This is a genomic window from Vibrio sp. ZF 223 (genome assembly GCF_003050585.1).
Classification (GTDB): Bacteria; Pseudomonadota; Gammaproteobacteria; order Enterobacterales; family Vibrionaceae; genus Vibrio; species Vibrio crassostreae.
Genome location: NZ_PIGB01000013.1, coordinates 54,322 through 79,853, shown reverse-complemented (window position 1 = coordinate 79,853; position 25,532 = coordinate 54,322). Strand labels below are relative to the sequence as shown.

The 25,532-nt window shown below is 46.2% G+C and carries 23 protein-coding genes; 9 read left to right on the top strand and 14 right to left on the bottom strand.

Annotation, left to right across the window (positions count from 1 at the left end):
- Window positions 1-92 precede the first annotated feature (92 nt).
- Window positions 93-1,055, top strand: coding sequence for a 6-phosphofructokinase (gene pfkA / locus CWO13_RS20625; protein WP_017061160.1), 963 nt, complete (start codon window positions 93-95; stop codon window positions 1,053-1,055).
- Between the two features lie 150 nt (window positions 1,056-1,205).
- Here the strand turns inward: pfkA and tpiA are convergent, their stop codons facing one another.
- Window positions 1,206-1,976 carry a triose-phosphate isomerase gene (gene tpiA / locus CWO13_RS20620; protein WP_017061158.1) on the bottom strand — a complete coding sequence of 257 codons (771 nt, stop codon included), beginning with the start codon at window positions 1,974-1,976 and terminating at the stop codon, window positions 1,206-1,208.
- A gap of 249 nt (window positions 1,977-2,225) precedes the next feature.
- Between tpiA and CWO13_RS20615 the strand changes: the two genes are divergently transcribed.
- Together CWO13_RS20615 and CWO13_RS20610 are read left to right on the top strand one after the other, a co-directional pair.
- A complete protein-coding gene (locus CWO13_RS20615) occupies window positions 2,226-2,573 on the top strand; it encodes a 5-carboxymethyl-2-hydroxymuconate Delta-isomerase (protein WP_017061157.1) in 348 nt (115 codons plus the stop codon).
- Window positions 2,574-2,618: 45 nt separating this feature from the next.
- Window positions 2,619-3,047 (top strand): DUF805 domain-containing protein, encoded by a 429-nt coding sequence (locus tag CWO13_RS20610; RefSeq protein ID WP_048659188.1) that lies wholly within the window; start codon window positions 2,619-2,621, stop codon window positions 3,045-3,047.
- Between the two features lie 54 nt (window positions 3,048-3,101).
- Here the strand turns inward: CWO13_RS20610 and CWO13_RS20605 are convergent, their stop codons facing one another.
- The 3 genes from CWO13_RS20605 to glpX form a co-directional block, all read right to left on the bottom strand.
- Complete coding sequence (locus CWO13_RS20605) at window positions 3,102-3,449, bottom strand: DUF3135 domain-containing protein (protein ID WP_102433318.1); 348 nt, start codon at window positions 3,447-3,449, stop codon at window positions 3,102-3,104.
- A 122-nt stretch (window positions 3,450-3,571) separates the two neighbouring features.
- Window positions 3,572-4,192: a helix-turn-helix transcriptional regulator gene (locus tag CWO13_RS20600; protein ID WP_102433317.1), complete on the bottom strand. Its 621-nt coding sequence runs from the start codon at window positions 4,190-4,192 to the stop codon at window positions 3,572-3,574.
- Between the two features lie 198 nt (window positions 4,193-4,390).
- Complete coding sequence (gene glpX / locus CWO13_RS20595; RefSeq protein ID WP_048659185.1) at window positions 4,391-5,398, bottom strand: class II fructose-bisphosphatase; 1,008 nt, start codon at window positions 5,396-5,398, stop codon at window positions 4,391-4,393.
- A 324-nt stretch (window positions 5,399-5,722) separates the two neighbouring features.
- Between glpX and zapB the strand changes: the two genes are divergently transcribed.
- The gene (gene zapB / locus CWO13_RS20590; RefSeq protein ID WP_008219652.1) at window positions 5,723-5,965 is read left to right on the top strand and encodes a cell division protein ZapB; all 243 of its coding nucleotides are present in this window, start codon (window positions 5,723-5,725) and stop codon (window positions 5,963-5,965) included.
- A gap of 110 nt (window positions 5,966-6,075) precedes the next feature.
- Here zapB and rraA read toward each other — a convergent pair whose 3' ends face one another.
- The 7 genes from rraA to priA all read right to left on the bottom strand — a co-directional run bounded on the left by rraA (window position 6,076) and on the right by priA (window position 14,020).
- Window positions 6,076-6,594, bottom strand: coding sequence for a ribonuclease E activity regulator RraA (rraA, locus tag CWO13_RS20585; protein ID WP_102433316.1), 519 nt, complete (start codon window positions 6,592-6,594; stop codon window positions 6,076-6,078).
- A gap of 73 nt (window positions 6,595-6,667) precedes the next feature.
- The gene (locus CWO13_RS20580; RefSeq protein WP_050632401.1) at window positions 6,668-7,585 is read right to left on the bottom strand and encodes a 1,4-dihydroxy-2-naphthoate polyprenyltransferase; all 918 of its coding nucleotides are present in this window, start codon (window positions 7,583-7,585) and stop codon (window positions 6,668-6,670) included.
- Window positions 7,586-7,740: 155 nt separating this feature from the next.
- Window positions 7,741-9,081, bottom strand: a complete 1,341-nt coding sequence (hslU, locus tag CWO13_RS20575; protein ID WP_048605412.1) for an HslU--HslV peptidase ATPase subunit — start codon at window positions 9,079-9,081, stop codon at window positions 7,741-7,743.
- 58 nt (window positions 9,082-9,139) lie between these two features.
- Window positions 9,140-9,688, bottom strand: coding sequence for an ATP-dependent protease subunit HslV (hslV, locus tag CWO13_RS20570; RefSeq protein ID WP_004729692.1), 549 nt, complete (start codon window positions 9,686-9,688; stop codon window positions 9,140-9,142).
- A gap of 223 nt (window positions 9,689-9,911) precedes the next feature.
- On the bottom strand, window positions 9,912-10,451 hold the full coding sequence (locus CWO13_RS20565; protein ID WP_029405385.1) for an SPOR domain-containing protein: 540 nt from the start codon (window positions 10,449-10,451) through the stop codon (window positions 9,912-9,914).
- A gap of 122 nt (window positions 10,452-10,573) precedes the next feature.
- Window positions 10,574-11,578: a DNA-binding transcriptional regulator CytR gene (gene cytR, locus CWO13_RS20560; protein ID WP_048659182.1), complete on the bottom strand. Its 1,005-nt coding sequence runs from the start codon at window positions 11,576-11,578 to the stop codon at window positions 10,574-10,576.
- Between the two features lie 240 nt (window positions 11,579-11,818).
- Window positions 11,819-14,020, bottom strand: coding sequence for a primosomal protein N' (gene priA / locus CWO13_RS20555; protein ID WP_102530067.1), 2,202 nt, complete (start codon window positions 14,018-14,020; stop codon window positions 11,819-11,821).
- A gap of 331 nt (window positions 14,021-14,351) precedes the next feature.
- Between priA and rpmE the strand changes: the two genes are divergently transcribed.
- Window positions 14,352-14,570, top strand: a complete 219-nt coding sequence (gene rpmE / locus CWO13_RS20550) for a 50S ribosomal protein L31 (protein WP_004737142.1) — start codon at window positions 14,352-14,354, stop codon at window positions 14,568-14,570.
- A gap of 334 nt (window positions 14,571-14,904) precedes the next feature.
- Complete coding sequence (locus CWO13_RS20545; RefSeq protein ID WP_019821524.1) at window positions 14,905-16,194, top strand: malic enzyme-like NAD(P)-binding protein; 1,290 nt, start codon at window positions 14,905-14,907, stop codon at window positions 16,192-16,194.
- Window positions 16,195-16,357: 163 nt separating this feature from the next.
- Here CWO13_RS20545 and metJ read toward each other — a convergent pair whose 3' ends face one another.
- On the bottom strand, window positions 16,358-16,678 hold the full coding sequence (gene metJ, locus CWO13_RS20540) for a met regulon transcriptional regulator MetJ (RefSeq protein ID WP_004415993.1): 321 nt from the start codon (window positions 16,676-16,678) through the stop codon (window positions 16,358-16,360).
- Window positions 16,679-16,886: 208 nt separating this feature from the next.
- Here metJ and CWO13_RS20535 point away from each other — a divergent pair, with 208 nt between their 5' ends.
- From CWO13_RS20535 to metF, 3 genes are all read left to right on the top strand, one after another.
- Window positions 16,887-18,068 carry an O-succinylhomoserine (thiol)-lyase gene (locus CWO13_RS20535; RefSeq protein WP_102433313.1) on the top strand — a complete coding sequence of 394 codons (1,182 nt, stop codon included), beginning with the start codon at window positions 16,887-16,889 and terminating at the stop codon, window positions 18,066-18,068.
- Window positions 18,069-18,070: 2 nt separating this feature from the next.
- On the top strand, window positions 18,071-20,482 hold the full coding sequence (locus CWO13_RS20530; protein WP_108083440.1) for a bifunctional aspartate kinase/homoserine dehydrogenase II: 2,412 nt from the start codon (window positions 18,071-18,073) through the stop codon (window positions 20,480-20,482).
- 276 nt (window positions 20,483-20,758) lie between these two features.
- Window positions 20,759-21,658: a methylenetetrahydrofolate reductase gene (metF, locus tag CWO13_RS20525; protein ID WP_029405383.1), complete on the top strand. Its 900-nt coding sequence runs from the start codon at window positions 20,759-20,761 to the stop codon at window positions 21,656-21,658.
- 179 nt (window positions 21,659-21,837) lie between these two features.
- Here the strand turns inward: metF and CWO13_RS20520 are convergent, their stop codons facing one another.
- Both CWO13_RS20520 and ppc read right to left on the bottom strand, forming a co-directional pair.
- Window positions 21,838-22,377 (bottom strand): PadR family transcriptional regulator, encoded by a 540-nt coding sequence (locus tag CWO13_RS20520; RefSeq protein ID WP_102433311.1) that lies wholly within the window; start codon window positions 22,375-22,377, stop codon window positions 21,838-21,840.
- A 349-nt stretch (window positions 22,378-22,726) separates the two neighbouring features.
- On the bottom strand, window positions 22,727-25,363 hold the full coding sequence (gene ppc, locus CWO13_RS20515; protein WP_170960799.1) for a phosphoenolpyruvate carboxylase: 2,637 nt from the start codon (window positions 25,361-25,363) through the stop codon (window positions 22,727-22,729).
- Between the last annotated feature and the right edge of the window lie 169 nt (window positions 25,364-25,532).

Below are 25,532 nucleotides of genomic sequence, written 5' to 3'. Positions count from 1 at the left end.
CATAAAGCACAAATACAGATTTAAAATCTTGTTGATATACAATCAGCAAGTACAAGAATTGAATAATAGATTCCCAAAAATCGAGGGTGAGCATGATTAAGAAGATCGGTGTTTTGACCAGTGGTGGTGACGCTCCAGGTATGAACGCAGCAGTTCGCGGCGTTGTTCGTACTGCGTTATCAGTTGGCATTGAAGTTTACGGCATTTACGACGGCTACCAAGGCCTTGTTGAAGACCGTATCGAAAAGCTTGACCGTTCAAGCGTATCTGACGTGATCAACCGTGGTGGTACTTTCTTAGGTTCTGCACGTTTCCCTGAGTTCAAAGACGTTGCTGTTCGTGAGAAAGGCATTGAGAACCTTAAGAAGCACGGCATCGAAGCACTTGTTGTTATCGGTGGTGACGGTTCTTACATGGGTGCTAAGAAACTGACTGAAATGGGTTACCCATGTATCGGTCTTCCAGGCACAATCGATAACGATATCGCGGGTACTGACTACACAATCGGCTACCTAACAGCGCTTAACACTGTTATTGATTCAATTGACCGTCTACGTGACACGTCTTCTTCTCACCAACGTATTTCTATTGTTGAAATCATGGGCCGTCACTGTGGTGACCTTACGCTTATGTCAGCAATCGCGGGTGGTTGTGAGTACATCATTACTCCAGAGACTGGCCTAGATAAAGAACAGCTTATCAGCAACATCCAAGATGGTATTGCTAAAGGTAAGAAGCACGCAATCATCGCTCTAACTGAGCTAATGATGGATGCGAACGAACTGGCTAAAGAGATCGAATCTTCAACTGGTCGTGAAACTCGTGCAACGGTTCTTGGTCACATCCAACGTGGTGGTCGTCCTACTGCATTTGACCGTGTACTGGCTTCTCGCATGGGTAACTACGCTGTTCACCTTCTTCAAGAAGGTCACGGTGGTCGTTGTGTTGGTATCGAGAAAGAAGAACTTGTTCACCACGACATCATCGACTGTATCGAGAACATGCAGAACCCAGACCGTTCTGAGCTGTTCCGCGTTGCAGAAGAGTTGTTCTAAGCCACGCCTAGCGTTCGCTTAAAGAATTTAAAAACCGCTGATTGTTCAGCGGTTTTTTTGTGCCTGCCGTTTGAGGTTTCTGGAATGACAGGCAACAAAAAAGGCCAACCTAAGTTGACCTTTCATCTAATCTAAACGGTGACGTTTAAATTAAGCTTTTGCTTCAGCTGCTGCTTTAGCGATAGCTGCGAAGCTTTTCGCGTCTAGCGCTGCGCCGCCAACTAGAGCACCGTCGATGTCTGGTTGTGCGAAGTAAGCTGCTGCGTTTTCTGGCTTAACAGAACCGCCGTATTGGATAACAACTTTCTTAGCAACTTCTTCAGATTTCTCTGCGATGTGTGCACGGATTTGAGCGTGGATGCGTTGTGCATCTTCAGCTGTAGCTGCTTTACCAGTACCGATAGCCCAGATTGGTTCGTAAGCGATGATAGCGCCTTCAAGAGCTTCAACACCTTGAGTGTTGATAACAGCGTCAAGTTGACGAGCACATACAGCAACAGTTTCGCCGGCTTCGTTTTGTGCTTCAGATTCACCGATACAAAGAACAGGAGTTAGGCCGTTCTCTTTTAGGAATGCGAATTTCTTAGCTACGAACTCATCTGATTCGTTGTGGTATTCACGACGCTCAGAGTGACCGATGATGATGTGAGATGCGCCGAACTCTTTAAGCATTGCTGGAGACATGTCGCCAGTGAATGCACCGCTGTTGTTTAGGTCAGAGTTTTGAGCACCTAGGATGATCGCGCTGCCAGCTTCAGTAAGCGTACGCTCAGCAAGATCAACGAAAAGTGCTGGTGGAGCAACTGCTACGTCTACGCCTGTTACGCCTTCAAGTTCAGCGTTAAGACCGTTTAGTAGATCAACAACCATTTCTTTGCTGCCGTTTAGTTTCCAGTTACCCATAACTACAGGATGACGCATAGGAATATCTCCAAAGTATTTAAATAAATCGAATGTAAAAAAGTAAACTTTATTACGAAATAATATAACAGATTAATATCAACAGATCATGACTGTGGTCATGACTTTCTTGGATCTTACTCAATGGTCAGAGTAGATTTTGAGCATATATCAGTGATCCGGCAGACAGAATAATAGCTAACTTCTCGGATTTTTCATCGTTAGTTGTTATTAAGGGACAAACGATTGCGTTAACAACAGGAAGTAACAATGCCGAATCTAGTTCTAGAGTACTCCAATTCAGTGGATGAGCGAGTGAATATCCAAGGCTTACTGGAAGATCTCCACCAAGTCGCTCTCACATGTGGCTTGTTTGATGTGCCATCAGTGAAGTCTCGTTCACTGCGTTGCCATAATTGGTTGGTCGGTGATGAGGAAGATAGTGTAGACTTTATTCATATCAGCTTTGAGTTACTTTCGGGACGAACGGAAGAGCAAAAGCGAGAATTGTCACGATCGTTAATGCAGATCCTGCAAGAGCAAGCGAGTCATGTAAGAAGCTTAACGGTGAATATTCGTGATATGGATAAAAGTTGTTTTCAAAAAGTAATAAACTAACCATTGCTGCTGACTTTTAGCGGCGTATAAATTTGAGTATTTAAGATGTCGATGAAAGATTTACTGCTCTCTTTCAAGGGGAGAATTGGTCGTAAGACTTACTGGATTTGGAATATTTTCTACTACATAGCGATTACTGGTTTTGCTTCTGGTATCTCTGTGTTGTTCCCTGCTTATTCGTATATCCTGCTACCAATCTTCCTATTGATGCTTGTGATCCCAGATCTTGCGGTCACCGCTAAGCGCTGGCACGACCGCAATAAGTCGAATTACTGGCTATTGCTAAATGTGCCGCTAGTACTGGGTCGTTTAGCTTCGCCAATGGCTGCGACTACCACAGAGCCTGTATCGCCAATTCATATGGCGGCAACCGTCGCGGCATTAGTGTGTGGCTTATGGATTCTGATTGAGTGTGGCTTGTTGAAGGGCACTGAAGGCCGTAATGACTACGGCGAAGACCCATGTAAATATTGATAGATAAGAAGGGAGCATTAGGCTCCCTTTTTTCTTTTTAATGCCTTGCTACTTTCAGTACATTTTAGGTTCGGTATTCGGCTTAAAAGGCACGACATTTTCAGGCAGAGATTCTTTAAAGCCGCTGCGCCCTTCGAGTGCATCTTGGAACTTACAGACCTGACAGCGTAACTCTTGCATGAGCACGACATTGGCATGGTGTGGGTTTTTACAGCGACTAACCACTAAGTCGATGTGACTTTGTTGAGCGCGAAGCCTACCTTGCATGGTCTCTGAAGCCGAACAAATCATCTGTTCGCACATCTCGTGTTTGAATTGGTTGAATGCTTTAGGATCGCTTTTCGCGAGTTGGACAAGTTCGTCAAAGGGTGGCAGTTTTTGAGCGGGTTGAGGATGCGCCATCATTCCTTCCTTAGCATTAAGCGTGTTTCATATGCTATAAGCTTAAGAAAGAAATCTGTACAAATTTTAATCTATTTGTGTTTTCTCAATATTGAGACAGTATCAACCGTTTACCGTTACGATCAAAGTGCGGGTGTTAATGTGTAAGTACAGCGTCTCTCGCCAGCAATTATGTGCTCTGTACGGCTCACGTGACACTCACCTTTTAGTAACTCAGTAAACACATTGAGCTCAGATTGGCACAGGCTAGGGCAGCGAGTTGCAGCCTTGCAGATAGGGCAGTGGTTCTCAATCAAGATGTAGTGATCGTCATGCTCTTGAAGCTCTGCCATGTAGCCTTCGTCTTCACGAAGCTGGGTGAGTTTTTTAAGCTTGCTGATGAGTGAATCACAGTCAGACAGCGCAGTTTGATATTGCTTGAGTGTGTGTTGTTCACGCTCGGCCGCAACCTTAGCCAGCCCTTCTTTACCAAATAGATTCTCCACAGCATCAATCACTTGAATAGTGAGTTCACCATGTCGGTCTGTAAATTGGCTGTGGCCTTGTTGAGTCAGGGACCAGTGGCGAGTCGGGCGACCCACTTTCACTTTCACATCATGAAAAGCAAGAATACCGTCATCTTCCAGGCTTTGCAGATGTTGCCTTGCACCCATTGTCGTCATGCCAAATTCTTCTGACAGTTGTTTCGCGGTTACCGCGCCTTGACGCTTAATGGTCTGTAAGATTTTGTCGCTTGTTTTCATACTATCCCTACCTCATGAACCTTACTATTATGAGGCAAGGTGTTTATAAAGCAAACCATTTACTATATTGATGATGATTTACTCTATAGCTCGCGTTTTACTCTATCGGCAGCCATGATGAGATTCTACTGCGCCAATAAAGCAAAAGGCTGATACTTGGTATCAGCCTTCGAATATTCTGTTTCACCGAGTTTAGGCTTACAGGATATGACCTACTACTTCTGGATCTTTACGCTCTAGGTAGTGGATAGATTTGATGCGGCGAATCGTACGGCAGCGGCCACGGATAAGCAGAGTTTCTGTTGTTGCGATATTACCCTGACGAGTAATGCCTTCTAGCAAATCACCCTTAGTGATGCCCGTTGCTGAGAATACAACGTTGTCGCTGCGAGCCATGTCTTCCATCTTCAACACGATACCCGCTGTTACGCCCATTTCAGCACAACGCTCAAGCTCAAGTTCACCGTGTTTACGGTTCTCTGCTGTGTCGCCTTTCACTTCGTGGCGAGGCAGTAGACGACCGTGCATATCACCATCAAGTGCGCGAATTACCGCGGCAGAAACCACACCTTCAGGTGCGCCGCCGATGCAGTACATGACGTCCACTTCGCTGTCTGGCATACACGTTAAGATAGAAGCCGCAACATCACCGTCTGGCACAGCGAATACACGAACGCCCATAGCTTGCATGTCGGCGATGACTTGATCATGACGAGGCTTAGCCAGTGTGGTTACGACTAGAGTATCGAGTGTTTTACCTAACGCTTTAGCGATGTTTTCTAGGTTTTCTGTTAATGGTAGTTCTAGGTCAATCACACCTTTAGCACCTGGGCCTACAACCAACTTCTCCATGTACATATCAGGCGCTTTAAGGAAGCTGCCTTTTTCGCCTGCAGCCAATACAGCCAATGCATTTGATTGGCCCATTGCTGTCATGCGTGTCCCTTCAATTGGGTCAACTGCGATGTCGACAGCATCGCCGCCCACACCTACGTTTTCGCCGATGTACAGCATAGGTGCATCATCGATTTCACCTTCGCCGATAACGATCTCACCGCTAATTTCAGTTTTGTTTAATAGGCTACGCATTACTTCTACAGCAGCGCCATCTGCAGCGTTTTTATCGCCACGGCCAAGCCACTTGTAACCAGCTAGTGCTGCACCTTCTGTGACACGAGAGAATGACATTGCTAAATCGCGTTTCATGCGGACTCCAAAATTTTCAAAGGGGGAATAGAAATTTCGCGGCGAATTTTACCATATCCAAAAGGAAACGTTTGCCTTTTTGTTTTTTGGAGATTGCTCTCGATCAATTCGCAGTGGAAAACAGTTATTATTCATCAAAATAATCGGTTTGCCGTTGTGGCGCTAATCGTTCACGTCAATATTCGGTAAAAAGCGCTGTTTTTTTCATCGAATGGCGCAAAATATCGAATATATTGAGTGTTTATCCTTGCTCTGCTGAGTAGAATGGGGAAATAAGTGGAGTGAACCTTCACCATCAAACGGATAACTTAAAGGTAGGCCAGAATGTCTTTTGAAGTACTAGAGCAGCTAGAAGCAAAAATTCAAACAGCAGTAGATACAATTGCACTTCTTCAAATGGAAGTGGAAGAGCTTAAAGAAGAGAAACAAGCACTAGCAACAGAAGCTGGTGAGCTTAAAGCAAGCCGTCACGAACTAGAGCAAAAAACTCAGCAAATGCAGGAAGAGCATTCAGCATGGCAAGATCGCATCCGTAACCTTCTTGGTAAAATGGATGAAGTAGAGTAATCGACTCTTCAGATTTAAAAAAACGCCCGCTACTCAGTAGCGGGCGTTTTTGTTTGCGTTCTAATACTTCGTATTCTTATGCTTTGTTTTAGTATTCAAAGCCGAGTGAGTTACTCGACCTCTTCTTGCTCAACATCCAGATCGAGTTCTACATCTAGAGGTTCGGCTGAAAGAATGATACCGGTGTTGTCGGCGTAGAGGTAATCTTCTGGTAAGAAGGTCACGCTACCAAAGTTCACTGGAACGTCTAACTCACCGACACCCTCTTGGCTCGCACCAACGGGAATAGAAGCCAAGGCTTGGATGCCTAAGTTCATGTCTTCAAGCTCATCGACTTCACGAACACAGCCGTAAACCACAATACCCTCCCACTCATTGTCTTCGGCAAGTAGGGCAATCTCAGCATCAATCAGCGCTTTACGCAGTGAGCCACCACCGTCGATTAACAACACACGCCCCAGACCATCTTGCTCTAGTACAGAGCGAATCAAAGCGTTGTCTTCAAAACACTTTAATGTCGTGATCTGTCCTGCGAAGGATGCACGTCCACCGAAGTTGCTGAACATTGGTTCCACGACATCAACTTGATCCAAATATATGTCGCACAGTGCTGAAGTGTTGTATTCCATTCGTATACCTTTTGAACAATGAGCTTACTTTGAGTATATCGGTGCTTGATCCCTTTGCAATGATTAGTCTCATTTAACTCAATAGAGTTTGAGCTACGACAACCCCTGCAAACAATAGGTTAGTGACCAGTGAGCATTTCACAATCACTGGCATCATTGGTGCAATCTGCGCGGGTTTTTCGGTTTCCCAAACAGCTTTGCCATGTTTATAAACAATAATAATACTCAGCAAAAACGGCAGGCTGATCCAGACTGGCTTTTCTTGAATCAGTAGGTAAATAGCGAAAGACGCAAGGGCGAGACCAAGCAAGGCGAAATGATAGTGCTTAGCTTTGCGCTGTCCTAGGCGAACTGCCATGGTACGTTTACCGCATTCGCTGTCGTTTTCGATATCGCGCATGTTGTTGATATTGAGTACCGCAACCGCCATCAGTCCGCAGCCCAGAGCAGGGAGAAACAGGCTTGGTTCAACATGGCCAGTGTGCAAGAAGTAAGTCCCCGATACACCTAACAAACCGAAGAAGATAAACACCGATAAGTCGCCAAGGCCGATATAGCCATAAGGTTTATTACCGACGGTGTAAGCGATGGCTGCAACAATGGCTAATACGCCTAACGCAATGAAAGATAAGATACTTTCAATCGAGGTTAAGGCGTGAAAAATAAGAATCAGCCCAGCGACCATGGTAAACACGATGTTGAGGATGATCGCTTGCTTCATGGTTTTCGCTGTTACCGCGCCAGATTGCATGGCGCGTGTTGGTCCCAGGCGATTTTCGTTGTCTGTGCCCTTTACTGCGTCGCCATAGTCATTGGCTAGGTTCGACAGAATCTGTAATAGGGTGGCGGTTAGAAAAGCCAGTAGTGCTATCGATAAAGAAAACTGACCGCCGGCGAACGCTAAACTACTTCCTGTAAGAATAGAGACAAGTGCAAGAGGCAGAGTTTTTGGTCGTGCGGCATCAAGCCAAATCAGTAGAGATTGTTTCATCGTAGGTCTATTTCTTTGTAAGTCTTCGTTTCAAACTGTGATTTGAGTATACGCCCATTTTTCGGGTAATAAAAAGCCCACTCGAAAGTGGGCCTTGAATTCGCTTATTAGCTGCTATTTCTTTGAGATAGAGCAATAAGTTGGAGTTTGGTGTGCTACAGGATGAAGCGACTTAAGTCTTCGTCTTCTACGAACTCACCAAGTTTCGACGTTACGTAAGCTTCATCAATAACAAGCTTGCTGCCAGCTTTGTCTGTTGCTTCGAATGAAATTTCATCCATTAGACGCTCCATTACTGTGTGTAGACGACGCGCACCGATGTTCTCAGTGGTTTCGTTTACGCGCCATGCTGCGTCCGCAATCTGGTTGATGCCATCTTCAGTAAACTCAATGCTCACATCTTCTGTTTTCATTAGGGCAATGTATTGCTCTGTTAGAGATGCTTTTGGTTCAGTCAGGATGCGTTTGAAGTCATGTGCTGATAGTGCTTCAAGTTCTACGCGGATTGGTAGACGACCTTGTAGTTCAGGGATCAGGTCAGATGGCTTAGCCACTTGGAATGCGCCTGATGTGATAAACAAGATGTGGTCAGTTTTAACCATGCCGTGCTTGGTTGATACTGTGCTGCCTTCGATAAGAGGCAGTAGGTCACGCTGAACACCTTCGCGAGATACGTCTGGGCCTGAGCTGTCGCCACGCTTACAGATTTTGTCGATCTCATCGATGAATACGATGCCGTTGTTTTCAGCGTTGAAGATCGCGTTCTCTTTTAGCTCTTCTTGGTTCACAAGCTTTGAAGCTTCTTCTTCCGTCAGTGCTTTGAATGCGTCTTTGATTTTCATCTTACGCTTTTTCTTGGTGTCGCCTGCTAGGTTTTGGAACATGCCTTGCAGCTGGTTTGTCATCTCTTCCATGCCTGGAGGTGACATGATTTCAACACCCATTTGCGGCGCGGCTACATCAACTTCGATCTCTTTGTCGTCTAGCTTACCTTCACGCAGTTTCTTGCGGAAAATCTGGCGAGTGTTTGAAGAGGTGGTGTCTTCTGTTGATTGCTCGTTCTGACCCCAAGCATCACGTGCTGGTGGTAGAAGGGCATCAAGAATGCGTTCTTCAGCTTGTTCTTCAGCGCGGTACTGTACTTTCTCCATCGCTTGTTGGTGTGTCATCTTGATTGCAACGTCCGTTAGATCACGGATGATGGTCTCAACTTCTTTACCAACGTAGCCAACTTCGGTGAACTTAGTCGCTTCTACCTTGATGAAAGGCGCGTTTGCTAATTTCGCTAGGCGGCGAGCAATTTCAGTTTTACCGACACCTGTTGGGCCAATCATTAGGATGTTCTTTGGTGATACTTCAACACGCAGGCTTTCTTCAAGCTGCATACGACGCCAGCGGTTACGCAGAGCGATAGCTACTGAACGCTTAGCGTTGTCTTGGCCGATAATGTGGCGATTGAGTTCGTGAACAATTTCGCGAGGAGTCATCTCAGACATGGTTTTTCCTTAATTCTTTAATCACTGTTGAATACAACGTTATTGATGGAAGCGGTCGTTACTCTGGCTTTGGCAGCTCAACGGTGCTTTCTAGTTCTTCAATAGTGTGGTGATGGTTGGTGAAGACACAGATGTCGCCCGCAATGTTCAGCGACTTTTCTGCGATTTCACGCGCATCTAAATCAGTATTTTCTAATAGTGCAGTAGCTGCTGCTTGAGCGAAGTTACCGCCCGAACCGATCGCAATCAGGTCGTTCTCAGGTTGAACGACGTCACCGTTACCTGTGATGATCAGTGAAGCGGTCTCATCCGCTACTGCTAACAGTGCTTCTAACTTACGTAGAGCACGGTCGCTACGCCAATCCTTCGCCAGCTCAACGGCAGCTTTGGTTAGGTGACCTTGGTGCATTTGCAGCTTGCTTTCAAATTTTTCGAATAGCGTGAAAGCATCAGCGGTACCGCCAGCAAAACCTGCCAGTACTTTGTTGTTGTATAGGCGACGTACTTTACGGGCATTGCCCTTCATTACAGTGTTGCCTAGAGATACTTGTCCATCACCCGCGATGACGACTTTATTATTACGACGTACAGATACAATGGTAGTCACGAGTAGGGCCTCTTAATATTTCTTATCTTTGGGTATAAAAAGTATATGAGGATGGCGCTCGGATAATTCAAGGAAGGGTGAGTGATGTCGTGCAAACTTATCGGCGGAAGTTGTAAGGAAATTTGGTTAAAGGGGAGGGGATAAAAGAAAACCTCCACAGTGGGAGGCTTTCGGTGTTTGGTTTTCGGCTTTTACTAAGACCGAGACTGCCGCTGAATCTAAATTACTCGGTGTCTTTCCAAATAGCACAAGGTTCGATTTTCGCTCGTTGCAGCTTATGGCGATCTCGCTCTGCGTCACGCTTCAACTTGTATGGACCTAGAACCACACGGTACCAGCTACTGCCATCTTTCTTGCGGATCTCACTCGAGATACCTTGGAAGGCTATATCCAACTTACGAGCTTCTGCCTGCGACGAGGTTTTGTAAGCGCCACACTGCATGATGTAAGGGATCTTCGAGATCTCTTGCTCTTTGGCTTTCACTTCGATTTCGCGGCTTGGCAGCGTTTCAACGTAGTCCCATTTCTCTTCAGGAGGCGGCGGAATCACTTTCGCTGGTTTTGGCTTAGGTTTTGGTTTGGTTACCACAGGAGCAGGTGCTGGCGGCTCAGGATCATTACTCAATAGGTAAAGTCCGTAACCAAAACCACCGGCAAGGAGGATCGCCAAAAGACCACTGCGCCAAGGTTTACGGCGAGGGGCTTGTTTTTTGGTCGGCTTTTTCGTACCACGACCGCGCTTTACATAATCTCTATTAGCCACAAGACATTTCAATAGTTGCTGATTCTGCCCTCATGGTAATCCAGATTGCGCGAGGATAATAGTGCAGAAATGGAAGCGGCACATCAAAATGTGCCGCAGATTTGTAAGGGTATTTTTGAAGGTTACATACGAGGTGGTGCTGTACTGCCTCGAACCACTAATTTAGCTTCAAGTAGACGCGAACCTGCTTGCACATCGTTGCCTTTCAGTAGATCAAGCATCATCAACATCGCTTGGCGTCCAATCTCATAACGAGGTTGAGAAATGGTGGTTAGCGGAGGATCGCAGTATTGAGCGAATTGGATGTCATCAAAGCCGACAATCGATAGGTCTTGAGGAACGCGTAAGCCCAGCTTCTTCGCTTCTTGAATCGCGCCAATGGCCATCGCGTCGTTATGACAGAAGATAGCTGTAGGCTGTTCAGGAAGTGCCAACAATTGACGAACCGCTTGAGCACCGGCTTCAAAAGTAAAGTCGCCGACGGTGCTATAGGCAGGGTTCATTGATACTCCAGCGCGACGCAGCGCTTGTTGATAGCCTTGTTGGCGGAACTTACACAGCGTTGCCGATACTGGCCCTGATATTTGAGCGATACGCTTATGACCTAACTGAGCTAAGTAGTTCACCGCTTCAAATGCAGAGGTCAGGTTATCGATGTGTACGGTAGGCAGTTCAAGCTCAGGGGCAAACTCACACGCCATCACCATTGGTGGTAAATTCTTTTGTTCAGATTTACTGACATCAAATGGATGGTCAGTGCCAAGCAATAGCATACCGTCAGCTTGTTTGGTGAAAACTAAGTTAACAAATGAAGACTCACGCTTCTTTTGTTGGCCGCTATCACCCAGTAAGACAAGGTAGTCATTTTCTACTGCGGCATCTTCGATACCACGAATGATCTCGGCGAAATAAGGGTCACAGATATCAGGAACGATAGTGATGATGGTTTTTGATTCGTTGCGACGTAAGTTTCTAGCTAATGTATTGGGTGAGTATCCAGCTTCAAGTACTGCTGTTTCCACTCGTTTACGAGTCGAAACTGAGACTTTCTCAGGGTTCATCAATGCACGTGATACCGTGGCTGTTGAGACGCCTGCTAGCTGGGCAACATCCTTCATTGTCGCCATAAATTAAACCCTCTTTTAAGTTCCTTTGTCGCCTAAGTATCTAAGGCGTGAATAATAAATGTAATCGAATAGATATTATGAAAGTGTTGCTAACACTTTTTTTATTGCAATATTTTATTCGTTTAATCCGTGTAAAGTTACGGCTAGATTAACAAAAATCACATGACTCGTGTGAACTTGCTCACGAGAAATATGAAATATTTGTGAACAAACTTATCATTAGTTTTAACCCGAAGGGGTTTAGCTCAGATCTTGCGGCTCTATGTCGAGTGACCAACGAACTTTTTTCGCGGCGGGTAACATATTAATTGCCGGCTTAGCGCTCATTAATAGCTTCTGCATTAACGAGCGAGTTTGAGTCTGTAAGATTAACTGCCAGCGCGATTTGCCTGCTCGTTTTGCTAATGGGGCTGGGGTTGGTCCTAGCACCATGCAATATTGATCAAACAGCGGGTGCGATTCCAATGTGTGACGAACCTGACGCAAGAACTCTTCCACCAAGCGAGTGTCATTGGCTTCTGCTCTAAACAGAGTCATAAAGGTATAAGGCGGTAACATTGCCTGCTTACGTTCTGCCAGCGCCGTCTGAGCAAAGTGGTTGTAGTCTTTATGCAGCAAAGCTTGCAGCAACCCATGTTCTGGGTGGTGAGTCTGTAAGATCACCTCACCGGGTTTGCTTGCTCGTCCTGCGCGTCCCGCTACTTGGATGAATAGCTGGGCAAGACGTTCAGACGCTCGGAAGTCACTGCTGTATAAAGAGCCATCGACATCCAATAACGCCACAAGTGTCACATCAGGGAAATGATGACCCTTAGCAAGCATCTGAGTGCCGATAAGAATTTGGAATTCACCCTTACGAATCGACTCGAGTGCGCTTTCTAAGCTGCCTTTACGGCGGGTGCTGTCGCGGTCAATACGAATGGTTTTGTATTCAGGGAATAGTTGGCCAAGCTGAGCCTCTAACTGCTCGGTACCGACACCCACTGTCACTAAGTTCGCAGACCCACAACCTTGGCAATTGTGCACGATATGCTGCTGAGAACCACAGTGGTGGCAGCGCATCTCATTACTGTATTGGTGATAGGTATAGTAAGCATCACAGCGTTTACATTCAGCTGTCCAACCACAGTCGTGACACATCAATGCCGGAGAGAACCCACGGCGATTGAGAAACAGCATCACTTGGTTACCTGCTTTGAGATGTCTTTGCATCTCTGCAATTAACGACGCAGACAAACCACTTTCCAGATATTCGCCTTTCACATCCAATACTTTATTGGTGGTCGGCAAAGCTACACCCGCACGTGAAGTAAGGGTGAGATAACTGTATTTGCCTATCTGAGCATTATGCAGCGTTTCAAAAGCGGGTGTTGCTGAACCTAACACAACCGGGATCTGCGCTTTATGAGCACGCATTATCGCCACATCACGAGCGTGGTAGCGCAGGCTGTCTTGCTGTTTATAAGAAGCATCGTGCTCTTCGTCGACAATGATAATACCCAGATCCGCAAACGGCGTGAACAGAGCCGAACGGGTACCAATTACGATACCTGCTATTTTATCGCGCGCTGATAACCAAGCATTCAGTCGCTCAGAATCGTTTAAACCCGAGTGGATAACCTCAACAGGCACATTAAAGCGTCGCTTAAAGCGGTTAATCGTTTGAGGGGTGAGGCCAATCTCAGGCACGAGTACTAACGCTTGTTTACCTTGATCGAGAATCGGCTTAATCATATTCAGGTAAACCTCGGTCTTACCTGAGCCAGTGACGCCTTCTAACAGGAAACAACCAAAGTCGGTTTGGCTATTTACGGTCGCAATCGCGATGGCTTGTTCGGCATTGAGCTTAGGTTTGTCTTGGTCGTTCTCAAGTTCAACTGGCCACGGTTGACGCTTCGGCTTTTTCTCTACCGATTCAATCCAGCCTTTCTCTTCTAGCGTTTTGAGTACGGCGCTGCCAACTTCTTCATCAATGAACTCTTGATGAGGAACCGGGCCGTGCTCAAGCATGTGCATCACTTTGGCTTGCTTGACCGCGCGACCAAAACCTTGCATCAGTTGGTCTTTGCCTGATGGCGTTAACTGCCATTCAACCAGCGTCGCGAAGTCGGCGGCTTTGCCTTTTCTTAGAGCGCTCGGAAGGGCGTTAGCAAAGGTTTCGCCAAGAGGGTACTGATAAAAATGACTACACCACATTAACAGTGAATAGACAGATTCCGGCCAAACGGGCTGATTGTCTAATAAGGCTTTAATGGGTTTGAGCTTATCGAGCTCGAATTCAGATTCGTTAACCAGAGCCGTTACAACACCGGTTAAGGTTTGTCGTCCAAAAGGCACAGAGACTCGTCCACCAATAATCGGAAATAGGTGGTTTGGAATCTTGTAATCGAACTGCTTGTCGAGTGGAACAGGCAGCGCCACACGGGCAATCATTGGACGCATAAAGGGACGGCTTTATCTGAGTTGACGAGAGCGAACAGTCTAAAGGATAAGGCGCTTAAATTCGAGAAGCAGTTTGGTTGAAGGCGGCGAGTTAGCGTATACAGACAACGACAGCCCGAAATCTCAGGCCGATAAAGGAAATAAAGAGAGAATTGGTGAAAAATGTATCAAATCAGTTGATCCTACCTTATAGATTCATTACTATACTGCGCCTTAAAGGTATGGCTTCATCACTCTTTTGTGTCGATGCGGTGTCTTTATTTCTTTTTTAAACTACGTGTGGTGTGCGGCTTAGAATCGTATAGCGACACGGCCTACTTGAGGTTATCCCATGAAAGCTGGAATCCACCCAGAATACAAAGCAGTTACTGCAACTTGTTCTTGCGGCAACACATTTGAGTTCAACTCAACTCTTGCAAAAGAATCTATCCACCTAGACGTATGTGACAAATGTCACCCGTTCTACACTGGTAAGCAACGTATCGTAGATACTGGCGGCCGTGTTGATCGCTTCAACAAGCGTTTCGGTGCTCTTTCTAGCAAGAAGTAATTCTCGCTATTTAGACATGAAAAAGGACACTTCGGTGTCCTTTTTTGTTGCCTGCAATTTAAGAAAGCACTGATTTTCATTCAAGCTTCAATCCCGCCCAACGATTAAGGTGCCTACCTTTCTATTGCAGGGCAATTCCTTGCGTATCTCTCTTCACCAAAATTCAGCTCGAAAGTTCAACAAGCGACAGTAATTTCAACTGCTCACTGGTCTTATTAGTAGTGAAATCTCGTTTTTTAATGAGACAGAGGCTCCAACCACCTAGGAACTTTGAAGTACATCCATTAACATGAACAAGATCCCCCAAATAATAATATCCTAGGAACCTACACCTATGTCTGAAGACAGCAGCCAAGCTCAATCCTCTCAAGAATTATCGCCTCAAGAACAATTCCGTCAGCAAGCTCTTGATTATCATGAGTTCCCGATTCCAGGCAAAATTGCCGTAGAACTGACGAAGCCTGCAAACTCTGCAGAAGACCTAGCACTTGCATACAGCCCAGGCGTGGCTGAGCCTGTTCGCGAGATCGCACAGAACGTTGATAACGTCTATAAGTACACAGGTAAGGGCAACATGGTTGCTGTTATCTCTAACGGTACAGCGATTCTTGGCCTAGGTAACCTTGGTCCTATTGCTTCTAAACCTGTAATGGAAGGTAAAGCGCTACTGTTTAAGCGTTTTGCTGGTTTAGATTCTATCGATATTGAAGTAAAACACCGCACAATCGATGAGTTCGTTGATACGGTTGCGAATATCGCAGATACATTCGGCGGTATTAACCTGGAAGACATCAAAGCACCAGACTGTTTTGAGATTGAACGTCGCCTGATTGAGCGTTGTGATGTACCGGTATTCCACGATGACCAACACGGTACTGCGATTGTAACGGCAGCGGGTATGCTGAACGCGATCGAACTTCAAGGTAAGAAACTTGAAGAGTGTAAGATCGTTTGTTTAGGTGCTGGCGCAGCAGCGGTTGCATGTATGGAACTACTGATTAAGTGTGGCGCTCAGCGTGAGAAGATTTACATGCTTGACCGTAAAGGCGTGATTCACACTCGTCGTGATGATCTGAACGAATACAAAGAGCTATTCGCAAACAACACGGATAAGCGCACACTTGAAGATGTTATCGAAGGCGCTGACCTGTTCTTAGGTGTATCGGGTCCTAACCTACTGCCTGCTGAAGCACTAACGTTGATGGCTGATAAGCCAGTTGTGTTTGCATGTTCAAACCCAGATCCAGAGATCAAACCTGAGCTTGCACACGAAGTTCGTTCTGACCTTATCATGGGTACAGGCCGTAGTGATTACCCTAACCAAGTAAACAACGTACTTTGTTTCCCATTCATTTTCCGTGGTGCATTAGATGTGCGTGCAAGCGAAATCAATGACGAAATGAAGCTAGCGGCGGTTAAAGCGATTCGTGAACTGGCGAAAGAAGCAGTTCCAGCTGAAGTACTAGCAGCGGCGGGTGAGACCGCACTGGAATTTGGTAAAGGCTACATCATTCCTAAGCCAATGGACCCACGTCTACTTCCTCGCGTAGCACGAGCAGTTGCGGAAGCGGCTGTTGAATCTGGCGTAGCTCGTATCGAGATGCCTGCTAACTACATGGCGTAGTAGCTGCTGCTCTATTGAGAGAAAAGGATAATAAAAAACCGACTCATCTGGAGTCGGTTTTTTTATGTCTATCATTCGCAGCGTAGTCATAAAAACGCAATGCATAATGTGATAGATGGGTCAGCTATAGCGAATCAATAATGAAGGCAGTGACTGAGTTGTTTTATTCTTCGTCAAACGCTTCGAACTCGATACCCATTTCTGTCATCAGTTTTTTAACTTCAGCAGGGATATCGTCAGGACGATCTTTACGAAGGTCTTCATCCGTTGGTAGTGGTTGGCCTGTGTACGCATGTAGAAAGGCTTCGCACAGTAGCTCACTGTTTGTTGCATGGCGTAGGTTATTAATCTGGCGGCGAGTACGCTCGTCAGTAAGAACCTTTAACACTTTTAGAGGGATAGAAACTGTAATTTTCTTTACTTGTTCGCTTTTCTTTCCATGCTCAGCATATGGGCTTATGTATTCACCATTCCAGTCGGCCATTGCGTACCTTCATCACTTTAGTTGTTAGAATAAATTAATAGTGGTGATTTTAGCGGGATTTACTGCCATAAGCAAAGACATATAGACGTCTAGAAGTGTTGACGTCTCACGTTTATGAAAGTAAAGTGAATAACATATATCTAACACAGCCGCAAAATGCCGACAAGCAGCTGTGATTCTCAGACGCAAAACTTGTAAGGAAGCACCTATGAGCAGCCGGAAGCCAGCAACCATCGCAGTACGTACTGGTATCGAGTCAGACACGCAACACCATGCTGTTGTCCCACCTATTTATCTTTCGACTAACTATGGGTTTCCCGCTTTTGGTGAAGTGCCAAAGTATGATTACACCCGTTCTGGTAACCCAAACCGCGGTTTACTAGAAACTGCACTGTTTGAGCTTGAATCGGGCAAAGGCGCGGTGGTCACTAACTGTGGTACTTCGGCGCTTAACTTATGGGTTTCTGCTTTCTTAGGTGGCGATGATCTTATTATTGCACCACACGACTGCTACGGCGGTACTTACCGTCTGTTTAACACTCGCTCACTGAAAGGTGACTTCAAAGTTCTGTTCGTTGATCAATCGGATCAAGCTGCGCTAGATGCGGCGATCGCGCTTAAGCCAAAGTTGATCTTAATCGAAACCCCATCGAATCCACTGGTTCGTGTGGTTGATATTGCAGAAACTTGCCGCAAAGCGAAAGAGGTTGGTGCTCTGGTTGCTGTCGACAACACGTTTTTGACACCTGTGTTCCAAAAGCCTTTAGAGCTGGGTGCGGATTTTGTTATCCACTCAACCACTAAGTACATCAATGGACACTCAGATGTGATTGGTGGCGTTGTGGTCACTAAGACAGAAGAGCACGCTGAAGAGCTAGCCTGGTGGGGCAACTGTATTGGTGCGACCGGCACACCATTTGATAGCTACATGACTTTACGTGGTATTCGTACGCTAGGTGCGCGTATGCGAGTTCACGAAGAAAGCTCACGTGAAATTCTGGCGTCTCTGCAGCAGCAAGATCTCGTTGGCACTATTTATCACCCAAGCCTCCCTGAACATCCAGGTCATGATATTGCGAAGAAACAGCAGTCTGGCTTTGGTTCAATGTTGAGCTTTGAGTTTGCGGGTTCATTCGAAGCGCTTAAGTACTTTGTCGATAAATTAGAGCTGTTCTCTTTGGCTGAATCACTGGGTGGTGTGGAAAGCTTGATTTGTCACCCTGCGTCGATGACTCACCGTGCGATGGGCGAAGAAGCACTGGCAGAGGCGGGTGTTTCTCAACAGTTACTGCGTCTTTCTGTTGGCCTTGAAGATGCTGATGACTTGATTGACGACCTCAAGCAAGCGTTTGAAAAGACACAAGGCTTTATCGCTGAAGGGGAGGGTTAATAATGGCAACCTTTCGCCAGCTACATAAATTTGGTGGCAGCAGTTTAGCGAATCCTGAGTGTTATCAGCGCGTGGTCAACATTCTTAGAGAATACTCAACAGCAACTGATTTGGTGGTGGTATCAGCAGCGGGCAAAACAACCAACCGCTTAATTGAATTTGTTGAAGCGCTCGACAAAGATGGTCGTATTGCTCATGAATGCCTACAGGCACTTCGTCAGTTCCAGCTTGAACTGATTGAAACACTGCTTGAAGGTGAGTCTTCGGCTCAGCTAACGGCAACCATTCAACAAGAATTTACCGCTTTGGGGGAGCTAACGGCTCCTTTAAGTGAAGCACAAAAAGCAAAAGTGCTTGGACACGGTGAGGTTTGGTCTTCACGTCTACTCGCTGCTTTGTTATGCCAGCATGACTTACAAGCAGTTGCTCAAGATGCACGTGCCTTTTTACGTGCAGAAGCGGGTGCTCAACCTGAAGTTGACCGCGCACGTTCTTATCCTCTGATCAAAGAAGCCTTAGCGCAGCATGCACATTGCCGCGTGGTGATTACGGGCTTTATGGCTCAGAACTTCGAGGGTGAAACGGTATTACTTGGTCGTAACGGTTCGGATTACTCAGCAACCGTGATTGGTGCTTTGGCTGAAGTTGAACGCGTGACGATTTGGAGTGATGTGGCGGGCGTTTACAGCGCTGACCCTCGTTTGGTTTCAGATGCGTGTCTAATGCCTCTACTTCGCCTTGATGAAGCCAGTGAATTGGCTCGTCTTGCCGCTCCAGTGCTTCATAGCCGAACGCTACAGCCTGTGGCTCAAAGTGCTATGGATCTCAGCTTACGCTGCAGCTACCAGCCGGAGGCGGGCTCTACACAGATTGAGCGCGTACTGGCATCGGGTCGTGGCGCCAAAATCATTACCTCTCTGGATGAAGTGCTTATCGTGCAACTGACCTTTGGGCACGGCCATGATTTCGACCGTCTCGAGAGTGAAGTCCTTGAAGGGCTTAAGCGTGCTCAACTGGAGCCGCTTGCCTATGAGCTTGAACCGGATCAACACTGCTTGCGTCTTGCCTACACGGAAGAGATAGCTGGTGGTGCATTAGAATATCTTCAAGACCACGCGATTGAAGCTGAGATTAAGCTTAAAGAAGGTTTTTCTCTGATTGCTGCTGTGGGTGCGGGTGTGACTAAGAACCCGAACCATTGCTACGGTTTCTACCAACAACTTAAGAGCTCGCCGGTTGAGTTCATCTCAGAAGCGAACTCAGGCTTAAGCTTAGTGGCAGTCATTCGTAAGAGTGAAACATCAAGCCTAGTGAAAGGCATTCACTCTCAACTGTTCCAAGCGCAGAAGCGTGTTGCGATTGCTTTGTGTGGTAAGGGCAACATTGGTTCAAGTTGGTTAAGCCTGTTTGCAGAGCAAAAAGCGGAACTTGAAAAGCGCCGTGGAATGAACTTCGAATTGGTAGCCGTGGTTGATAGCCAAACCTATTGGTTCGACGATCAAGGCATTGATGCGACCTCAGTGAGTAAGTGTTTTGACGATGAAGCCATTGCCAATAATGGTAACGACTGGTTAGAGCGTTTAGGTTCTATTCAGGGCTACGATGAAGCGGTTGTGTTAGATGTTACGGCAAGCCCAGTGCTTGCAGCAAAATATCTGCAAGTCGCACAACAAGGTATTCACCTGATCTCGGCTAACAAGGTGGCTGGTTCTGCATCGAGCGAGTATTACCATCAAGTACAGGATGCTTTCGCTAAGATCAGCCGTCACTGGTTGTACAACGCGACCGTTGGTGCAGGCCTGCCGATTAACCACACAGTCAGAGACTTGCGTGAAAGTGGCGATGACATTATTGCGCTGTCAGGTATCTTTTCAGGCACGCTGTCTTGGTTGTTCCAACAGTTTGATGGCACCGTGCCATTCAGCGAGTTGGTTGACTTAGCGTGGCAACAAGGCCTGACTGAACCTGACCCTCGTGCTGACCTAGATGGTTCAGACGTGATGCGTAAGCTGGTGATTCTGGCGCGTGAATCGGGTTTAGATATCGAGCCTGAAAACGTCAAAGTGGAATCACTGGTCCCTGAAGAGTTGCAAGATCTGTCGGTAGATGACTTCTTTGATAAGGCTTCGGTGCTAAGCGAAGAGTTGGCCGAGCGTTTAGAGAAAGCGCACTCTCAACAGAAAGTTCTACGTTACGTAGCGCGTTTAGAGAAGAACGGTAAGGCAACCGTAGGTGTTGAAGCCCTATCTAAAGAGCACGCTCTGGCGAACTTGCTGCCTTGCGACAATATCTTTGCGATCGAGAGTAAATGGTACAAAGATAATCCATTGGTTATTCGTGGCCCGGGTGCTGGACGTGAAGTGACGGCTGGTGCAATTCAGTCTGATTTGAACCGAATGTCGAGCCTGTTCTAATACTCAGATCATTTGCTATGACACTTAAATAGCATACTATTCACTAAGATAAATAAGGCTGAAAGCACGATGTGTTTCTCAGCCTTTTTTCTTCCTTATTTCTGCTTTGCGACCCATCTAACGACTTGAGTTTTACTCACGATCTACTTGAAAAAAATTCATAATGGATCTGTTGACATTAAATCGTATTCAATACATTCTACAGACATATAGACGTCTAAACGTCGTTTAAGGATTTGAGTTTTTAGTGGTTGCTTTTGCCACAGGGAGAGTAAGATGGGATACACACACGCTAGTCATATCGACGCTTTAAATCAGAATATCGCTGAGCTTTCTGACAACATCAATGTGTCATTTGAGTTTTTTCCACCAAGCAATGAGAAGATGGAAGAGACCCTGTGGAATTCTGTTCACCGTCTTAAAACACTTCAACCAAAGTTTGTATCGGTAACTTACGGTGCAAACTCGGGCGAACGTGACCGTACCCACTCAATCATTAAAGAGATTAAGAACCAAACAGGCTTAGTTGCAGCACCGCACCTAACGTGTATTGATGCGAGTCGCGAAGAGCTGATTCAAATTGCCGACGATTACTGGGCGAATGGTATCGAGAGTATTGTTGCGTTGCGTGGTGATATTCCAGCAGGCGGCGGCGCGCCAGATATGTACGCATCTGACCTAGTCGAGCTACTTAAATCTCGCCACGATTTTGATATCTCAGTAGCGGCATTCCCTGAGGTTCACCCTGAAGCAAAAAGCGCTCAATCGGATCTTATTAACCTTAAGCGTAAAGTCGATGCGGGAGCTAACCGTGCTATCACTCAGTTCTTCTTCGATGTTGAAAGCTACCTACGTTTCCGAGACCGCTGTGTGGCGGCTGGTGTAGATGTTGAAATTGTTCCGGGCATCCTACCGGTTTCTAACTTCAAGCAAGCGTCTCGCTTTGCTGCGATGAACAACGTAAAAGTACCGGGTTGGATGGCGAAGCAGTTTGAAGGTTTGGATGATGATCCAACGACTCGTCAGCTTGTTGGTGCTAGCCAAGCAATTGATATGGTTCGTACACTGAGCCGTGAAGGTGTGAAAGACTTCCACTTCTACACGCTAAACCGTGCAGAAATGACTTACGCACTTTGCCACACATTAGGTGTTCGTCCACAAGTCGCTGCGCTTTAAGCAAAGTCTAAGAAGTAAAGCCTAAGTGCTTGTAAAAGCCTCTGGCTGTAAAATTTCAAATCCTATAGATACAAAAAAGGCTTGGACTCTAAGAGTTCAAGCCTTTTGCTATTCTAGCTTCTAGCTTCTAGCTTCTAGCTTCTAGCTTCTAGCTTCTAGCTTCTAGCTTCTAGCTTAACTTAAGCAAGAGCGCCAAGTTCAAGCAGTACTTCTTCAGCCCATACAATCCATGCTTCACGGATAAGTAGGTTACGACGAAGAGTAAGACGCTCAAGGCGTGCTTGCTTGTCTAGAGTTGATGGCGTTGCGTAGTAAGCTGCTTCAATCTCTTTGTAGTGAGAAACCAGTTTGCGAGACTCTTCTACTAGCTCAGCAAGTTGTACACGGTAAGCGTCAGAAGGTTGTACAGCACAAGCCATTAGCTTAGCTGAGAACTCGTCACGAACGGTTGGGTGTGCAGTTGGTTGTTCAAACCATTCACCTAGCGCGCTACGGCCAGCATCAGTGATAGAGTAAACTTTACGATCTGGTTTGCCTTCTTGAGGCTCAAGCACGCAAGTTACCTGGTCGTTCTGAGCCATTTTATTTAGCTCGCGGTAAACTTGTTGGTGGCTAGCTTTCCAGAAGTAACCAATGCTTGCGGAGAATTCTTTTGTGATATCGTAACCAGTAGCATCGCGTGTACTTAAAACGGTTAGAATTACGTGTGGTAATGACATGTCTGAAATCCAAATGGTAAACAGTAAACAAATACTTAAACAACAAGTGTGCTTCTAATGGCACGTTATATTGGTTATGTCTAAGTAGCACCAACTCATCGGTTGGTTATGTCACCTTACAAAGCCGTTTATCACCTAGGTTGACCAGTTTATTGATCAAATTGCTGCAGATTATTTTTTTGGAGTGTTTCCGCAGCGGAGCAGTAGTATATCTAAATAATAAGCATAAAGTAGAATACATGGACAAAATAACCCAAAAAACTGACAAAATACTCACTAGTGGTTATTTTGCAAAATAAAAAGGTCGCGCGTGGCGACCTTTTGTTCTTTTTATAGTAGAAACCACTAATTAACCAGTGTTTCGCATACCTGCTGCAATGCCTGCAATCGTCACCATTAGCGCTTCTTCTAGCTCTGCTGGTGGTGTTTCACACTTACGAGTACGGTACAGCAGTTCTGCTTGAAGCATGTTTAGTGGCTCCACGTAGATGTTACGTAAGCGAATTGACTCAAGCCCCCAAGGGTCGCTCTGCATCAAGTTCTCGTTATTTTCTACATTCAGTACCGCTTTGATGTCTTTTTGTAGCTGTTCACGCAGTAACTCACCCAGAGGCAATAGCTCTTCGTCAACAAGACGTTGATCGTAGTACTTCGCAATTTCCATGTTGCACTTCGAGTACACCATTTCCAACATACCCAGACGAGTTGAGAAGAATGGCCATTCACGACACATCTCTTCCAGTAGCGCTTGATGGCCTTGGTCTACAGAGTATTGAATGGCTTCACCAGCACCTAGCCATGCAGGAAGTACCAAACGGTTTTGGCTCCAAGAGAAGATCCATGGAATTGCACGTAGGCTTTCTACGCCGCCATTCGGGTTACGTTTTGCAGGGCGAGAACCAAGAGGCAGTTTACCTAGCTCCAGTTCAGGCGTCGCTTGACGGAAGTAAGGTACGAATTTCTCTTCACCACGAACCACGTTACGGTAAGCCTCACAAGAGACTTGAGACAGCACTTCCATTAAGTCGCGCCACTCTTGTTTTGGCTCTGGTGGCGGCAGAAGGTTCGCTTCTAGAATCGCACTTGCGTAAAGGTTAAAGCTGTTTACAGCAACGTCTGGTAAACCAAGCTTAAAGCGGATCATTTCGCCTTGCTCAGTTACACGTAAACCGCCTTTCAAGCTCTTAGGTGGCTGAGAAAGAAGAGCAGCGTGCGCTGGCGCACCACCACGACCAACCGTACCGCCACGACCGTGGAATAGAGTCAGTTCAATGCCTTCTTCATCACAAACTTTAACCAGCTTGTCCATCGCGTCATACTGGGCCCAACCTGCAGACATTACGCCCGCATCTTTCGCTGAGTCAGAGTATCCGATCATCACCATTTGGTGGTTCTGGATAAATCCACGGTACAAGTCGATGCTCATTAGCTGCTTCATTACCGCTTCTGAGTTGTTCAAATCGTCTAGCGTTTCGAACAGTGGACATACGTCCATGCGGTATGGGCAACCACATTCTTGCAGAAGCAAGTGAACAGCCAGTACATCCGATGCAGTACGAGCCATAGAAATCACATAAGCGCCGAAGGCTTCACGAGGTTGAGCTGCAATTACCTTACAGGTGTCCAAAACCTCTTTGACCTGTTCAGATGGCTCCCAGTCGCGCGGTAGCAGTGGGCGTTTTGAGCTTAATTCATTGGTTAAGAAAGCAATCTTGTCTTGCTCGCTCCACTGGTCGTAATCGCCAATGCCTAGGTAGCGAGTCAGTTCAGATAGGACATCTGAGTGACGGGTACTTTCTTGACGAACATCGAGACGAACTAAATGCACACCGAATGCTTTTAGGCGACGTAGGGTATCAAGCAGAGAACCATCTGCGATTACGCCCATGCCACATTCGTGCAGCGATTGGTAACACGCGTAAAGTGGTGTCCAAAGTTGGTCGATGTTCTGCAGTGTTTCTTTCTTCGGTACTTCAGCATCATGCAGTTTTGCGTCAAGCACTTCTAGCGTGTTGTTCAGCAGAGTGCGTAGGCTCTTAAGGATTGCACGGTAAGCTTCGTGCTCATCACCTGCTAGTTCACGAACCGCATCATTACACTTAGTCATCGACAGCTCGGTAATCAGCTCATTAACGTCGCCTAGGTAAAGGTCTGCAGCTTTCCAGCGAGATAGGCGCAGCACTTCTTTAGTGATGGTGTGCGTTACGAATGGGTTACCATCGCGGTCACCGCCCATCCAAGATGAGAAGTGTACTGGGCGTGCATCGATCGGCAGGCCTTCACCAAGGTAGCCTTTTAGTCGGCCATCCATGTCGCGTAGAAAATCTGGTACTGCTTCCCATAGAGAGTTTTCTACAACCGCAAAGCCCCACTTAGCTTCATCAAGTGGCGTTGGGCGTTGTTGACGAATCACATCTGAGTGCCAACCTTGAGCGATAAGTTGCTCTAGGCGACGTTCGGTTTTCACGCGCTCTTTGTGTGATAGGTCGCTTAATTCTAATTTAGACAGACACTCGTTGATCTTAACCAGCTTGTTGATCATGGTGCGACGAGTGATCTCTGTTGGGTGTGCAGTCAAAACGAGTTCAATGTTCAGGTCGCGAACAGCTTGAGCCGCATCTAGCTTGCTGATGTCGTTTTGGTTTAATTTGGAAAATAGAGATTGCAGCACGTCTGGTTCGCAAACATGCTCCTCACAGTGGCGAGAGATGGTGTGGTACTGCTCTGCCATGTTGGTGAGGTTGAGAAATTGGTTAAATGCACGAGCAACAGGAGTGAGTTGTTCGTTCGGCAGGTTTTTGATTTCTTCAACTAGGCTGTCACGGTCAGCTTTGTTGCCTGCGCGGGCGGATTTGGAAAGTTTACGGATAGTTTCCACTTTCTCTAAGATAACGTCACCATGTGCATCTTGGATTGTGTTACCTAGCAAGCGTCCCAGCATGCTTACGTTACTCTTGAGAGCGGCGTATTTCTCGTTCATTGTCATCCTGCCTCGTAAAAAAATTACATCCATTGTTCCTTGTTAAGTACACAATCTAGCGAAAACTGCTGTATCTAGTCAAATAAAGCATTCTAAGTTTGCAATTATTAGGTTTAGAAATGTGGGAGAAGTAAATTTTTCAATACTGTGGAATAAAGTGAAATTTAATTACAAG